Raw genomic sequence first — 16,676 nt, forward strand, 5'->3', positions numbered from 1 at the left:
CAACAGCTTAGGAGGTGCGGCATGTACTATGTAACATCCTATACAGAGAGCGACTTGGAACAAGCGGCGATTGAATGGTTTCAGGAATTGAATTACAACTGGGTCTATGGCCCGGAGATTTCGCCAGAAGGCGAATATCCGGAGCGTTATCTGTACAGTGACGTAATCTTGAGCGAACGGCTACGTGAAGCACTAACCCGGATTAATCCGGGTGTGCCGCGCGAAGCGATCGAAGAGGCGATTCGGATTGTGGAGATTCCGCAAAACCCCAACATGCTCACTAATAACCGTGCTTTTCAGCGGATGATCACGGATGGTATTGATGCCGAGTATCGAACGGTGAAAGGGGAAAGTAAGGTTGCCAAAGTATGGTTGTTTGCAACCGAACCGGAACGGGCGGGAGAGAATGATTTTCTTGTCGTCAATCAATATACGGTAATCGAAAATAGTGAAAAACGCCCGGATTTGATCGTCTTTGTGAACGGCATCCCACTTGCTGTGATTGAATTAAAAAGTGCCTCAAACGAGGAAGTAGGCATCAGTGAAGCATACAACCAGATTCAGAACTACACGAGCAGCATACCTACTCTATTTACATATAACTCGTTTATGGTCATTAGCGACGGTGTGAATGCCCGAGCGGGTACCTTGACGGCGGATGCCGAACGTTTCATGATGTGGCGCACGATTGAGGGAAGCGACGTCGCTCCTTCCTCAATGCCGCAGCTGGAGGTACTCATTAAAGGCATGTTTGATAAACAACGTCTGATGGATTTGATCAAGCATTTTGTATTATTCCAGACGGACGGCGAGAAAGTGACTAAAATTTTGGCGGGATATCATCAATTCCATGCAACAAACAAAGCAATATCCAGCACAGAGCGAGCAACGGAAGAAGAGGGTGATCGCAAAATCGGCGTCATCTGGCACACGCAGGGCTCAGGTAAAAGCTTATCTATGGTCTTCTATGCTGGTAAATTGGTTCTGACAATGGATAATCCGACGATTGTGGTCGTGACTGACCGTAACGATCTGGATGAACAGCTATACACGACGTTTAGCAAGTCACAGGATCTATTGCGTCAGACTCCGAAGCAAGCTACAGATCGGCAACATTTACGCGAACTTCTTGCTGTTGAATCTGGTGGAATCATTTTCACTACCGTTCATAAATTCAGTACCGAAGGTGACGAAGATACGTATCCCGAATTAACCCCGCGCAAAAACGTCATTGTCATAGCCGACGAAGCTCACCGTAGTCAGTATGGCTTTCAGGCGGAGATGGTGGCGAACAACAAGACGGGCGAGGCTGATGTGAAATACGGGTATGCCAAATATATGCGCGATGCTTTGCCTAATGCATCCTATATCGGGTTCACTGGAACGCCGGTTGAATTGAGTGACAAAAATACGCCAGCGGTGTTCGGGGATTATATCGATATTTATGATATGACACGTGCAGTGGAAGACGGAACGACGGTCAAAATCTATTACGAAAGTCGTGTAGCTCGTTTGAATTTGCCTGAAGCAGAGCGTCCGTTGGTTGATGGAGCGTATGAGGAGATCACTGAGTTCCAGGAAATAACACAAAAGGAGCGACTAAAGTCCAAATGGGCTCGGCTTGAAGCGCTTGCTGGCTCGGAGAATCGGGTCAAAGCCATTGCCAGAGATATGGTCGCTCATTACGAGCAACGGCAGCAAGGCATGTTTGGGAAAGCGATGTTTGTCGTCATGTCCCGCCGTATTGCTATTGATCTATATAAAGCCATTGTTGAATTACGCCCAGATTGGCACAGCGATGAGGATAGCCAAGGCAAGATCAAAATTGTCATGACAGGAACATCAAGCGATCCCGAAGAGTGGCAGCCATTTATAGGCACGAAGCGACGTAGGGAATACTTTGCGAAACGAATGAAAGATCTGAAGGATCCGCTGCAAATCGTGATTGTTCGTGATATGTGGCTTACTGGCTTCGATGTGCCATCCATGAGCACGATGTACATCGACAAACCGATGAAGGGACATAACTTGATGCAGGCGATTGCACGTGTTAACCGCGTGTTCAGGGATAAACCGGGTGGTCTGATTGTTGATTATATTGGCATAGCGGATATGTTGAAGTCAGCCTTGCAGCAATATACAGAGAATGATCGTCAAACGGCAGGGATTGATACGGATCAGGCAATCGACTACATGCTGGAACGGTTAGATCTGATTCATGATCTGCTGCATGGTCATGATTATAGCAAGTTTAACTCGTTCCGTGCCTCTGATCGGATGAGGGCCATTGTAGAAACAGTAGATTTTGTGCTTGGTCTCGGCGAAGAAGGTAAACGTGATTTTATGAACTGGGTCACAGAGATGTCCAAAGCCTATGCTTTATGCTCGACCACGCCGCAGGCGGAGTCCGTTAATGTGGAAGTCGGCTTCATGAAGGCGGTCAAATCAGGGATCATGAAGCTGATTACGACCGAAAATAAGAAAAAGACAACGGCTGAACTAGATGCAGAATTGAATCAGCTCATCTCTAAATCCATTATTTCCGAAGAGGTTGTGGATATACTGGAAGCCGCAGGACTACAAAAGCCGAATATTGCCATTCTGTCTGATGATTTTCTGGATAGTGTTCGGGGCTTGAAGCAAAAAAATTTAGCGGTTGAGTTACTGCGGAGACTTTTGCAAGGCAAGGTTAAGACGTTTGAGAAGGTGAGTATAGTTCAGGCACGCAAGTTCTCGGATATGCTGGAAGAGTCTATTCGTAAATACAACAATCGTACCGTTGAAACCACACAAATTATTGAAGAATTGATTCAAATGGCCAAGGATATAAATCGTGAGGTACAGCGTGGGGAAGAACTGGGTATGATTGCTGAAGAATTAGCATTCTATGATGCACTAGCGTCCAACCATTCGGCTAAGGAATTAATGGGGGATCTTATGTTAAAGCAGATTGCCCATGAACTGACACAAGCGATAAAAAATAACATTAGTGTGGACTGGACGTTAAGACAAAATGTTCGTGCTCAGATGAAAGTAACGGTCAAACGATTACTTAAGAAATACGGTTATCCGCCTGATTTGGAGCAACTTGCCATTGATATGGTTCTGAAGCAGGCTGAAGCGATGAGCAGTCAAGCTGCAACGGAGTACCGTTACTAGGAGGGATTCAACAATATGACGCAACCCGGCTTTCGTTTTTTGAATGAGCTTAACATGGAACTCGCATCATTGGCCAAAGAGGCGGAGAATAGTATTTGGTTGAATCCAAGAGGAACACTTATGCAAGGACGATTATATGCGGAACTTTTGGCGACAACGGTTAGCGTACACGAAAAAGTCGAGCCCGTCTATGCAATTAAGCAGATTGAACGTTTGCACAAGCTAGCACGGGAAGGGTTAATCTCTGAATCAATTCGTGATAAATTCGAGTGGCTCCGTAAAAATGGAAATACGGCTGCGCATGATAGCCGGGAAATTCATGTAGATACGGCTCTAACAGCGCATCGGCATATCTTCGAACTTGCGATATGGTATGTTGAATTGTACGGTTCGGTGGCAATTGAATTGCCACCTTACCAGATGCCTGTGCAGCCAGTAGAGTCAATCGTTCGTCCGATCGAAGCTCCTCCTGCATTGGATCAAGAGATGATGCAGAAAGTGATTGCAGATCAATTGGAAGCAAAGCTACTCCCTACGCTTGATGAGAAATTTCGCAGTATTGAAGAAGTGCTTGTGCAAATATCGGAGAAACAGTTAGCAGCAACATTGGAAAAGAGCCCATCCATAGTTACACATTTTAACGAAAAAAATATCCATTCTCCCAAGAAAGAATATGCAGAAATCCTAATTCAAAATAACGGAAAACTTGAAATAGCAGTTGTACTCGGGCAGGAAAGTCTCGATTTGGTAGATAAGAGATCATTTGGCGGGGCGTTATGGGTCGTTGGTGGCTGGGAATTGAAAGAGATACTTAACCGCTGGAATGCAGAAGGTATTTACTTTCGATTCGCCCGAAATGGCAGTAATTCGACGAGACGCAAACCTGCTTGGTTTATGATGGGGAAAAATCCTTCCGCTGAACGTTGGGTTACTTGGTTAAGTAACGAAGATCAGACGAGTATTGGTTCTGAGAGCGAGATAACTGTATTACAAAATACTGATATAGATGTAGTGGAGGTTGGGGAAGTAGTAGAATCGGCTCCTCAGTTGTCAGAATCTATTTCTGATGTGAAGGTTCCACCTCCATCTCCAGTGATTCAACCTACAGAAGAAGTAGTATTCATTACTAATACGGAGCACTATGGCTCAGTCAAGGTTCCGGAAAGGCTTATTCATCAAAAGATAAAAGGTTTTACTTCATCTAGGCTTGCCGATCTGTCTGAGACATATGGAATTGAGATGTTCGGCGGATGGACGGAGGAGAAGCTGCTTGAATTATATGATCAACAATCAAAGCTGCTGCATGATGTCATGGTTCAATTATGGTTTTTTGGTTTTCAGTTCGAGGATAAGCTCGGGAGATTCTTGAAGTTACAACATGAACCTCAGGGAGAAACGATTGGTATATTGAAGGAAGGAATTACGCTTGATGAAATCCTTCCGCCACATGCATGTCGAATGTTACAACGATTTGGGATCATCCAATCTGACCAGCTAAGTGGGATACCTGTATACTCGTTGAAATGGTTGCTAAAAGAAGGCCATGAAGAAATTATTTCTGTGTTGCGTAATGTTGAACAGGCGGAACATGTAGAGGACAAGCTGAACGAGGTACATGCTAAAAGCTCCGAAAATGAGGGGGAGAAGTTCCTCCGGCTAAATGGAATGGAACTCTTGCTCCCTGCCAATCTGAGAAGTAAACCAATTAGAGATTTGTCATTTCAAGGATGTGCATCCTTGATTCGTGGCATTCAGGAAAATTGGAATATAGTTACATTAGAGGAACTACCAGAGGTTCTATCTATCTTGCCCTCCAAAATCAAAGGTGTAGGTTCCACTGCTGTTCAAAAGTTCTATGATCAATTACGCGGTCTTATCCAAAGAAGCGATGATCAAAATCCACCAGAAACGGAACAAGGCAGCGTCGTTTCTGAAAAAATTAAACTAGATGCTCGTGTGGGTAATACAGGATTAATTCAGTGGAAGATGGAGCAATATGTCGTTGATGAAGCTGTAATGCATACCAGATTAGATGAGATAATGTACAAAGGTCTGTCTAATCTGATCTTCGAGTTACAACAATCAGGTATACATACAATAGAATTTTTACCTGGGAAGTTCGAGAAGTTGTTAACCTTGCCTCAAGTGGGTGTTACGATGGTGGACAAGTTTTATCGTCATTTGTGCTCTAAACTTAACGAAATCAGACAACAGCAATTACTGGATGAACAATGGAAATTGCTTAGTCAGGAGGAACGCTTAGATCAAGCTATACAGAGAACGACAGACATTTGGCAGCCTTGGATCAATGGTGACGATTTAAGTCGGGGAAAAGACAGAAATCGTGAAGTTATGCGGTATCGTTGGCAGAATCAAAATGGGAAAAGAAAGCCAACCCTTGAGGAGGTAGGGCAACAGTTTGGGTTTACACGAGAGCGGACTAGACAAATTATTAAGGCTCAGCATGCCAAGTTAAAGGAAGATATGGTCCTCATTGAACGTGAATTACGAGCAGCAATTAGTGGAGGGAATGGGTTCTACAACTTTAGTTTAGATGCGTCTTCCTTCGAAAATGACCTAATTGTTGAATCGTTAGAGATCAGCGGTATCACTCATTTCAATGGATGGTGGACGACGCATTCATTAGAGAAGACAGATGCTCTTAAGGAGCAGTTAGTTAGGCTGCTTAAACAAAATTACAAGGGAATATTGATTGAAGCTGCTATTGAACAGGAAGTTCTAGAACGACTGATCATTGATGATCATGTGCCAGTGCAATTGATGAAAATATGGGCAGAAGACACTATTCATTCAATCAATGATAGGTACTTCATACTATCGAACAGTACCAAGGCTGATAAAGTAGAAATGTTGTTGCGAATGTACCCTGAAGGCATCGAAATCTACAAGAGAGTGGACGAACTGTTAGAAAATGCTGAATCTTTGTGGCCCGGTGATTTTGAGAAAAAACGGGATATCGTTTCCGTCGTAAGTCGCGATGAGTACGCAGATACAGCCTATCTATGGGGCCGGGGAGTTTATATACACCATAGCTATGTTCAGCCCGAACTACCGCTCATTAGGGGGATTTCTATTGAAATCGAAAAACTTCTGGAAGTGAGGAGTCCCATTACCGTAAGACATATATTCACCAAATTCGAAACAGAACTGCTTCATGCTCAAGTGCCTAATGAATATGCACTATATACGCTCTTGCGTAAGCATGGCTCATCGGGGCTTCAACTTCGTAAATTCCCGCATATTTGGCATGAGAACGATGGATTCCAGTTAAGTAACGCCGAAATGATAAAAAGCTTTATTAGAGAACATAACACGGCAGTTTCTAAAGAACAACTAAGGAAAGAATTTGTTGTCGGTCGAGGCTGGAAATGGTTTACATTGGACTTCAACTTGTCTACGGATGGCGATTTTGTACGTTCTGACTTTGGGATGATTGGTCTAAAGGAGTTCTACCCGTTAAGTTCTTCTAAGTACTTACCCCTAAGTAATAGATTAAACGAATTGTTAGTACAGGCTCCTGTCGTTCATATTAAACGTCTGTATGAAGAAATGTTGGATTATTGCAAGATGCACGGCATTGAATCTACGTATACGTTGTATGATCTGCTGCAGACGGAGGAAGCAGAGCTAACCAACTTCAATTTCGTAAGATATCCTCTTGTTGCTGTCGCAGATCAAGAGTCTGAAAATCTTACGCTTCAAATGCTGACAGAGCAATATATTCTGGATCAAGGTGGAATTGTGTCCAGAAGTCAGGTCTGGGACTGGCTGACGCAAGAGTTAGGTGCAACAGAGAACACGCTGGATATTGTCCTTAGTAACTCACGTGACTTGTTCTATTACACACGTGGCAAGAATGGTGAATACATCCATAAAAATAATTTGGCTTGGAAGCAAGAACATGAAGAGAAACTAATGAGCTGGGTACATCGAACTCTCCGAAAGTCTAACGGTGAACTCAAACCTTATATTTTATCTCTGGAGCTTATGATTCAGGAACAATTACCTCGATTAGCCGATCAATTACCTTGGAGTGAAGATCTGTTAATTGATGTTTTGAAGAAGAGCAAACAGTTTCTGCTGATTGGTTCATATGATGTAATTATCGTGGCTAGAGAATCCGCTACAATTCAGAACGAGATGGATTTTATTACGCATATTATCATGCATGCTTTCCAAGGGAATGTACCAGAAAGGGAACTCTATCGAAAGCTCGCGGAGTTGAGATATTCGAAGGATGGGAAGTTGTTATACGAATCTTTAAGCGCTCTGGAAAGTGGAGTAGCTCCCTTTGAATTGCGTGATGGTGTTTTGATGATCAAGTAGAAAAGAGGAAACGGAAAAGTCTGCCGAATGGAACAGTTCGGCAGACTTTTTCTTGTCAATACATAGCAGGTTATACTTTTATTGAATCAGATCAACAGCCATTTGTGGTACAAATGCATCAACACCATTATACACAATAACTCCGTCCAGCATTGTTTTCTTGCCATTTACAAGAGCAATGTTTTTGTAGATTTGCAGTTCCAGCTTGGTACTACCTTTTGTTACAAGGATTTTAGGATTCTTTGCATCCGTAAGGTCCAGCTTGTACGTTGCACCTTTAGCCGAAAATGCTTGCTTCGCAGGAACAAATAGCTGTTTGCTTACGCTGTCCAAATCAAGGTTAAGCACACGAGCCATGTACTTCGCTACATCGGTGTTGTCGATCACACCAAATGGACGGTCATTGTTTGGAGCATACGTATACAGAACGACATCTCCACCCGTGTGACCACCAGTTGTCCAGCCGATCCCCGCACGTTTACTAATCATTGGTCCAACAACATAGTTGAGACTACCTGGATCAGCTTCTTTGATCGCTTTCACTTCTTCTGAAGTCAGATCGGAGATGCCATAGTATTGTTTCATGACGGCTTTGATATTAGTACGCTTAGCATTCAGCTTCGCTTCGACACCTTCACCTGTCAGCTTGGCCTTTTTCAAAGGTCCGATAAAGGTGGACAATGGTTCTTTGTCATACGTGCCTGTGGTTGCATTGTTACCAATGGTAAGTCCGCCGTTACCATGGTCTGTTACTGCAACAACAACGGTTTCTTGATTGGACTTGGCAAAGTCCATAGCCGTTTTCACTGCATCATCAAAGGCAAGGACATCGCTAATGATACCGATTGGATCATTGGCATGTGCTGCCCAGTCTACTTTACTACCTTCCACCATGAGGAAGAAGCCATCTTCATCTTTGGAAAGAACATCAATCGCTTTAGAAGTCATTTCCGCAAGGCTTGGTTGTTTGGCTGGATCACGATCCATATTATAAGACATACCTGCAGGTGCAAACATACCCCACAGCTTGTTCGAGTTAGATGCTTTCATTGCTTCAGGCGTAGTTACATAATCATATCCCAGCGCTTTAATGGATGAGACGAGATTCTCGCCATCTTGACGACCAGCAGGCTCAAGATAACGGCTACCGCCACCGAGTACAACGTCCATACCATTGTAAACCTGTTGTTTGCTCAGAGCGTCGTAGTTTTTGCGATCTGGATAATGAGCCGAGAAATCAGCTGGCGTAGCATGCATAATCTCGGAAGTAGAGATGATTCCCGTTGCTTTACCCGCAAGTCGGGATGCTTCAAGAATGGAGGCTATCGGCTTCTTGGCATCACCTGGTGCAATTGCTTTCTGTCCAGGCATGGTCGCTTTATCTGGCAGGACGCCAACGTAACCCGTGTGAGATTTGTAGCCTGTTGCAAAAGCTGTTCCTGCTGGCGCCGAGTCCGCAATCGGCGCATCCGCGGAGTGAGTACGTACCAGACCACTTGCCATAGAATCCAGTGTAAGAGATGAACCCTTGTACCAGCGAGCAAGAGCGGTAGCATCATTAGCCATTCCGTCTGGAATCAGGATAATCACATTTTTGATTGGAGACGCACTGGGCGTGCTGTCCTCCACAGCCCAAGCGGCACTACTTCCACCGAGGGTAGCGGTTACAATCGTAGTCACCGCGAGCATCATTTTTGCTGCACGAGCGTTAAAGCGAGTTAACATGAACACAGCCTCCTATAATATATGTATAGTTTGGTATCCAGAACCAAGTGTAATCAATGAATGATAAATGAGCATTACCTGTAGATTAACTAAATGTAAATTTTACGATTAAATTGGTATGGACTTACTAGACAGAGGATGTGACACTTTTGTATGTTTAGAAGAAAAAAATGTGCAGATAAATACGGGGCAGGGGTGTTTTTTTACGTATGCTCCTGTGAATTATACAAGTACGGGGTGTTGTAATGAAGGAACAATTGGCTACGGTCATTCAGGCGTGGAATAGCATTCCGATCAAAATCATGGATATTCGTAAATTCGCCTTACAGCCTGGACAGACGATTCAATCCTATGTTCTTCCTTGCAGCGTATTTCTCTTAACTCTTCAAGGAGAAGCCGTGATTTATCTTGGTCAGGATGAGTTGCACACATCAGGTGTATAGTTGTTGCATGGTGGCAAGGGAACATCACTAAGCATAGAGAATGGCAGTCAGATTATGGATGTATATATGTTTTTATACAAACCTCAGATCGGGTGGGTGTCTCCCGGTAATGATGAGGGTAAGCGGTCACAGCAGCCCTTGTTACAGAATTATTATTTTGCACCTTCATATCCTCTAACTCTGGTCTCCATCGCCGAGCAAATATACCATGGCTGGACAGAGACGGATGATTTAAGCAGGTTTCAGGTGAAGGGGCTTTTCTATCAATGGGTCTATGAGCAGTTTCGTCAATGGAGCCAATCGAATGAAATGCCGGTTCAGCCCGAGCTTGCAGAACAGATTGCCCGTTACATTCAGGAGCATTATGCAGAGCCGATTTCGATGGAGACGCTGGCGAGTATGTTTCATTATAGTAGTCGTTACCTCGCCAGAGTGTTCAAGCGTAAATATGGGTGTAGTCCGATGGACTATGTCATCCAGAAACGGATGAATCGTGCCAGAATATTGTTAATGGAAACCGATGTGCAGATTAAGGATGTGGCCGATTCTGTGGGATATAAGGATCTGTATTATTTCAGTCGGATTTTCAAAAAAACGACAGGAGAGACGCCAACGCAGTTCAAGATGCATAGTTATCTTATCCAAGGTTCAAATCGTACCAATAATAGGTCGCAATCGTACATTGCTGACACTTCAAGACAACGTTATATTGTTAATAACGATAATCATTATCAATACAACACTTGGAGCGTGAATGATTTGAATGTACGTTTTAAACCTTCTTTAGCTGTAAGTTTCCTGTTTAGTCTAGCATTACTCTTGGCTGCTTGTGGTGCCAGCGAGACGCAAACACAGACTGTCAATGATGAAACTCCTCAGGAAACGACCCGCATGTATATAGATGCACTGGGAAGAGAGGTTAACATACCTATACAACCGACTAAGCCAGTTGTCATAACCTATGGGGGATATCTTTTACCTTTGGGTATAGCGCCTACGGGTGTAGATAAACAAACGTTGGATCAATATCCTGAAGAGATGAAGGACGTTACTGATATTGGTTCAGGTACCGGGAATACAGAAGTTATCGTGGGACTTGAGCCAGATATCATTATTGTTCCCGATTACACAAGCTCAGACGTTATTGGAACCTATGAACGAATTGCGCCAACTGTAGCGGTAGCTTGGGGTGGTGACCCTGATGTCATTAATACCTTGCGGACGATGGGTGATATTATGGATCGTAAGGATCAGGCGGAGCAATGGATTTCCACTTTTGAAACCAAGCTAGACGGCATTCGGAGTAAACTCAGCATGTCTATCGCACCAGGAACCACTGCAATGTCTTTTGTGTTGTACAACGGAGAAGTGTTATTAGGCGGAGAGGGCGGTACACTCGGCAAATTAATCTATGAAGATTTTGGTTTCGATATGCCGGAGGAATACAAAGCCTTTGCCGACGGAGGTACGGTGTTATCTCTGGAGAAGCTCGCTGCTGAGCCAGCCGATTATTTTATCACGCAGATGACAGATGAAGAGATGGGTCAGATGATGGATCTGTTCAAAGAACCTGTGTACCAGAGTATTCCTGCTGTGAAGAACAAGCGCATTATTAATGTATCCCGTGACTTCTGGAACTACGGACCGTATACGGTGGACAAAGGTGTTGATGTTCTTATGGAACAGGTGTCCCATTTACAGAAATAACTTTTTATATACATGGTCATGGGTCTGAAAGATGCCGTTAAACATGTTTAATTTCCTGGTCTGTTCTTAAAGTGAATTCAACTTGAATTTGCTTCAAGAGCAGTCTTTTTTATGAGCGGAAGCCAAGAATTAATGATTGATTTAGCGTGAAAAGCTAGATGTAGAAGAGGGTCTAGCGGTGGGACTTATATTGAGTCAAGGGCTGCTATAATTGAAGAAATCATATCGAGCGAATCGTTTAGCGTAGCTGATATATCGTAGAGACATTTTTCGTACGTCTGGTAAGTTTTAAAAAAAATATAAAATGTAATAAAAAGATATTGCGAACGCTTACATTATGTGCTAACATCACCATAACAACAGGATTGTAACCAACTCCGGGCAATACCTGTTATGTTTTTGAATACGCTTACTTATATTCAACTAAACCTTTTACACGAGAACGGAGAGGACAGAAATAACGTGAAGAAGCGAAGCGTTCGCCTCAAAGCTTTCTGAAAGAAAGCTGCATCGGAAGCATAAGCTATCCCGGGATTTTCTCTTTCAAAAAGAGAATAAAAAAATCTGGGGATAACAGCGATCGGAACGTTATTCTGTCAACGGAGTGGCAAGTGTAAACATACTTAAGTTGAATATATGTTTTATTGAATGACCTCATATTCTCAGGGTTGTTACTGAAGACAGGCAAAACCTGAATTGAGGGCAGAAGACACGCTGTAGCGACGTCTGTTTGCCTTCGATTCAGGTTTTTTTATACAGATAAACGCCTGGTTGGTATTGTCTTCGCTTGAAACGCCGTAGCAGAATCATAACCGGAAGGGGGACATTTTCGGTTCACAGACAGAGATTTAGGATGATCTTGGTTTGGAATACTATGGTTATCCGTAATGGTGTGCCATCGTATATCCCATCACACACTATCTGACAGGGAGGAGATTTACGACATGAAAAAAATCAAACGATCCATCGCGGTAGCAACCGTTCTAGGCTTATGTTTATCAGCAATGCCTGCCTATGCAGCCGGAGCTTCAACTCCAGCTTCCAATGCAGCGATCGACAAGCTGATCTCATCCCAATTAATTAAGGGGAATGGTCAAGGGGTTAACGCAGCGTATCTGAACAAAAAAGCAACACGTATTCAGGCTGCTGTTCTGTACTTGCGTTTGACTGGATTGGAAAAAGAGGCGCTTGCCTATACTGGCACAGATACGTATGAAGATGCGGCATCAGCTGGGAAATTCCTACAGCCTGTGGTTGGGTATCTAAAGCAGCACCCTTATTTGGGGATTGCTGACGGAGCGAATGCGTTTAAACCCAATGCAACACTTACGCCTGAAGATTATGCAACACTGTTGTTAAAGGCGCTTGGTTATGAGGCTGGCACAGATTATAAACAAGGTGAGGCAGTATCCTTCGCGGCATCAAAAGGAATCAAAGCACTCCAAGGTGGCAAGGGGGCGCTCTCGAATCGTCAAATGGCCGAGGCAACAGCTCAGGCTTTGCAAGTGCAACTCAAGAACGGGAGTGGAACCCTTGAACAAAGCTGGCTGAAGCATAAGCAGGATCAAGGATTTACGCCACAAACGCTTCAGCAGACGAAATATGGCTCCATTGATGGTAAGAGTTATGAGCAGTACGGAACACTTGGCTGGCTGGGTGTACCTTATGCAGCACCACCTGTAGGAGAGCTGCGCTGGAAAGCGCCAGTTGAACCAAAAGCATGGACGGGAACACGTGAGGCGAAGGAATTTGCTGCCAACAGCTTGCAACTGTCTGGGCAAAATACGGTAGGCAGTGAAGATTCACTCTATTTGAATATTTGGAGACCCGATACAACGAGTTCTAAACTTCCGGTAATGGTATTCCTGCACGGCGGCGGGAACATGACTGGATCAGGCAAGGACTTCCAAGGTGAACAACTTGCACGGAATACAAACAGCATTATTATCTCGGTAAACTATCGTTTAGGTGCACTTGGATTCTTCAAGAATGAAGCGCTGGAGACAGGTAATGCACTGGATGATTCCGGTAACTACGGATTGCTCGATGCGCTTCGTGCATTGGAGTGGGTACAGGATAATATCGAAGGCTTCGGTGGTGACACGGATAACGTAACGCTGGCGGGTCAGTCTGCTGGAGCGCGGGATGTGCTGGCTACGCTTATCTCACCACTTGGAAAAGGGCTATTCCAGAAAGCCGTTGCATTCAGTGGTGGATTAACGACTTCAGCACCAGAAGCAGGTGAGCAAAAGTCGGAAAGTGCTCTGGAGAAATTGCTGGTAGAGGAAGGCAAAGCAACTACCCCCGATGAAGCTAAAGCATGGATTGCGAAGCAGTCTAAGGAACAGCTAGCTACGTATCTACGTGAACTGCCTGCAGACAAGCTGGTTAAGGTGTTTGGTGGTACGGCAATTCGGATGGAGCCATTCCCACATTTGTTCCGTGATGGCACAGTCATTCCAAAAGAGGGCTTCTCAGTTCTGGAGCAAGGGAACTACACTAAAGTTCCAGTATTACTGGGTAGTCTGGATACCGAATTCGCGGCATTTGCCTTCGGTGATCCGAACTTCTCCCCATCGATTAACGATGGAACATTGTTCACAGATAAAACGAAAGCGGAACAATACGCTGCCGCTATTCAATACGGTAGTGAAGCATATGCCGGCTTTAACGCAGAGCGGGTAGCTGAGCGACTGACAAGTGTTGCAGGACAGCCTTCCGTTTATGCATATCGGTTTGCGTGGGGTACGCAGCCTGGTGTAATCTCGGAACGTTTGCAGACGCTGCTTGGTGCTCCTCACGGCGCAGATATGGACTTCTACACAGGGCATGCAGCTGGTATAGCTGCTTACTTCCCAGAAGGGTACTTTAGTGAGACGAACAAACCAGGTCGTGACCAGCTGTCCACAGCTATGGCGGCATATCTGAAACAGTTCTTGTATACAGGGCACCCTGGGGATGGCGGATCTGCCAACCTCGAAGACTGGACACCTTGGACGAAGAATGCAGCGACACCAATCATGCGTTTAGATGCGAGCAATACAAAGGCTGAGATTGGCATGTCTTCACAGTACTATCAAGGCAAAGAAGCAGTCATGGCGAAAATGAAAAAAGAATTGCCTGAAGAGACGTACAAGCTGCTGACGGAAAAAGTATTCGCAGGCCGTTTTTTCTGGGAATAAAACGATTTTAAGTGTGTGCGACTGAACTGTAAAAATGAATAGCAGAAGGGACAAGAGGGCTAATCTCTTGTCCCTTCTGTTGTCTCTAGGGATTTTTCAGACACGACCTAACTTCCTTATTTCAATATAACGTCGTTGAAGAGTTACTGGTGTTCCTGCTTTTAAGACTTTTCGCTTGCAGCCAGCATTAGGGTATAAATCTGGCGAGTCGTATTGACATTGCGAACGGTCATTTGTTTGTAGACAGCTGAACCAGCCAGCTTATTCATTCCACTTCTGGTGGCATCTTCGCGACTAACGCTGTACAGTAAGGCGCCTGAGACATAGATTAACGTGCCAATGCCAGATTTGAGGGGTAGCTTGTCCAGTATAGACACGTCATTGACCTCATCCCACAGGAACATAACATCACTCTTCGCTTGATCGTCATTAGTCCATTCCTCCGGCAGTGCAGTAATAACTGTGTGCATTTCCTCGATATTTCGCACCACAACTCGGATCTGCAAGCCAAAGTCTGCGGCAATAGCTTCCTGCAGAATATGTGCCAGCTCTGTATTGGCATTTTCAAGTTCAGGCTCATAAGCAAAGATAATGTTACCTGAGTTGATATAGGTCAGAACCTGTTGCATGCCAGCCTGCTCAAATGTTTCTTTAAGCTGCTTCATGTTAATTTTATTGTTACCCCCAACATTAATACCCCGCAGCAACGCAACATAGATCATATCCATATCTCCATTCCTATAATGATTCAATTATTCTTGTAAAGATAGATAAGCGAGTAAATGAGTGACGTAGTCTTCTTCTTCGAGCACTTCGCGCAATAGAGGTATGACGTGCTCCAGGTATTCGGGTTTGGTCTCATACGTTTCCTCGTCCTTGACTTCTCCCTCGTAAACTCGCGCAGCTTCAATGAGAATAGCAAGTACGTCGAAAAATTCCGCAAATGATCTCGCAATTGGATGAGGCTCTCCACCTGCAAAGGCTGCATACACAGGCGATTGTGATGCTTGTGTATCCACAATAAGAGGATCATCATTCAAGTTAGCAATAACGACATGCTGTGGCTTCCAGTCTGGCGATTCTTGATAAGGCTCTTGCATGCCAATCCAGCGATAGCCCAACTGTTGACGATAGAGATGCTCAGGTGCAACAAAAAACAGCAGGGCAGCGTCACCGATCTCTACAGCAGCGCTTTTCATTTTAAGTGTACCCTCAGCCTTAGCATCCACCATCTCATAGTTGGAGTAGAAGTAGATCAGCTCCGGCGAGAGCGGAATTCGCTCATCGATAACGGGTGCTTGCGGGTTGGCGAGGGGACGTATATCATGGTCTTTGAATAGTCCATAGGCTTCATTGTATACATTCTGTTGCTCGATAAAACGGATTAACGCTGTATTTAGTTCCTTCATAGTCTTCTAATCCTCCTAATCAGACAATGGACGGTACTTACTTGTACTTGTGCTCGACGTGTTTCCTCCATACATTGTTGTACTGTAGCTAAGATTTAGTTTACATGAAAATAGTGGAAGGTGGCATTTATTTTCGAATCTGTATTTACTCCATATTGTAAAGGTAGTAGAGGTGATTATGATGAAAAAGAAACTGCGATACATAGTTGTTGGTGGTCAGACGTATAAGTACATCATTACAGCTAGAGTAGTCAATAAAACAGCTAAGTTAGAACTTAAGGTTTTCAATGACGGTTCAAAAACACATGCGCTATATGTTCAATTCCATACTTGGGATGATCATATCGTAGGATATGTATTAAATAGTGGCGTCTTGTTGTTCAATCATCGCACCGGCGTGAAGGAAAACTACAATCTGAACCATCCGGCGAGGATTAGGCAATGGATTGAAATTGCTGTACAGCAGGGCTGGGATGGAACCACTAACTACTATATTGAAGATGGACTTGAAGAGCTGGAGCAACTAGGGTTCGAGGTGAACTGGCTTAGACCAGCGGTAGGATAGCGTAGAAAAGATGAGGATGAACCTAGGTCTATTTGACCTATTTAGTGTTGAATGCGTTTACAAGTAAGCGTGAACATGCTATACTTTCAGTCAGTTAAAGGATTGTTACTGCTCTCGCAGGCAAAACCTAAATATCGAT

9 protein-coding genes are annotated in these 16,676 nt (G+C 44.2%); 6 read left to right on the forward strand and 3 right to left on the reverse strand.

Going from position 1 to position 16,676, the window contains the following annotated elements; all coding sequences use genetic code 11:
• Nucleotides 1–21 precede the first annotated feature (21 nt).
• Nucleotides 22–3,159: a type I restriction endonuclease subunit R gene (locus tag M3636_RS01495; RefSeq protein ID WP_251381080.1), complete on the forward strand. Its 3,138-nt coding sequence runs from the start codon at nucleotides 22–24 to the stop codon at nucleotides 3,157–3,159.
• 15 nt (nucleotides 3,160–3,174) lie between these two features.
• A complete protein-coding gene (locus M3636_RS01500) occupies nucleotides 3,175–7,506 on the forward strand; it encodes a sigma factor-like helix-turn-helix DNA-binding protein (RefSeq protein ID WP_251381081.1) in 4,332 nt (1,443 codons plus the stop codon).
• Nucleotides 7,507–7,584: 78 nt separating this feature from the next.
• Here M3636_RS01500 and M3636_RS01505 read toward each other — a convergent pair whose 3' ends face one another.
• The gene (locus M3636_RS01505) at nucleotides 7,585–9,231 is read right to left on the reverse strand and encodes an alkaline phosphatase (RefSeq protein WP_251381082.1); all 1,647 of its coding nucleotides are present in this window, start codon (nucleotides 9,229–9,231) and stop codon (nucleotides 7,585–7,587) included.
• Nucleotides 9,232–9,476: 245 nt separating this feature from the next.
• Between M3636_RS01505 and M3636_RS01510 the strand changes: the two genes are divergently transcribed.
• The 3 genes from M3636_RS01510 to M3636_RS01520 all read left to right on the forward strand — a co-directional run bounded on the left by M3636_RS01510 (nucleotide 9,477) and on the right by M3636_RS01520 (nucleotide 14,563).
• Nucleotides 9,477–9,674, forward strand: coding sequence for a hypothetical protein (locus tag M3636_RS01510; protein ID WP_251381083.1), 198 nt, complete (start codon nucleotides 9,477–9,479; stop codon nucleotides 9,672–9,674).
• Between the two features lie 3 nt (nucleotides 9,675–9,677).
• Entirely contained in the window at nucleotides 9,678–11,381 is a 1,704-nt protein-coding gene (locus M3636_RS01515; RefSeq protein ID WP_251381084.1) for an AraC family transcriptional regulator, read from the forward strand.
• A gap of 944 nt (nucleotides 11,382–12,325) precedes the next feature.
• Nucleotides 12,326–14,563 (forward strand): carboxylesterase/lipase family protein, encoded by a 2,238-nt coding sequence (locus M3636_RS01520; protein WP_251381085.1) that lies wholly within the window; start codon nucleotides 12,326–12,328, stop codon nucleotides 14,561–14,563.
• A gap of 161 nt (nucleotides 14,564–14,724) precedes the next feature.
• Here the strand turns inward: M3636_RS01520 and M3636_RS01525 are convergent, their stop codons facing one another.
• Nucleotides 14,725–15,285, reverse strand: coding sequence for a DUF1697 domain-containing protein (locus M3636_RS01525; protein ID WP_251381086.1), 561 nt, complete (start codon nucleotides 15,283–15,285; stop codon nucleotides 14,725–14,727).
• 30 nt (nucleotides 15,286–15,315) lie between these two features.
• On the reverse strand, nucleotides 15,316–15,972 hold the full coding sequence (locus M3636_RS01530; RefSeq protein WP_251381087.1) for a hypothetical protein: 657 nt from the start codon (nucleotides 15,970–15,972) through the stop codon (nucleotides 15,316–15,318).
• Between the two features lie 178 nt (nucleotides 15,973–16,150).
• Between M3636_RS01530 and M3636_RS01535 the strand changes: the two genes are divergently transcribed.
• Nucleotides 16,151–16,537, forward strand: coding sequence for a hypothetical protein (locus M3636_RS01535; protein WP_251381088.1), 387 nt, complete (start codon nucleotides 16,151–16,153; stop codon nucleotides 16,535–16,537).
• Nucleotides 16,538–16,676: the final 139 nt, after the last annotated feature.

The sequence above is a fragment of the Paenibacillus sp. MER 99-2 genome (assembly GCF_023714095.1).
Classification (GTDB): domain Bacteria; phylum Bacillota; class Bacilli; order Paenibacillales; family Paenibacillaceae; genus Paenibacillus.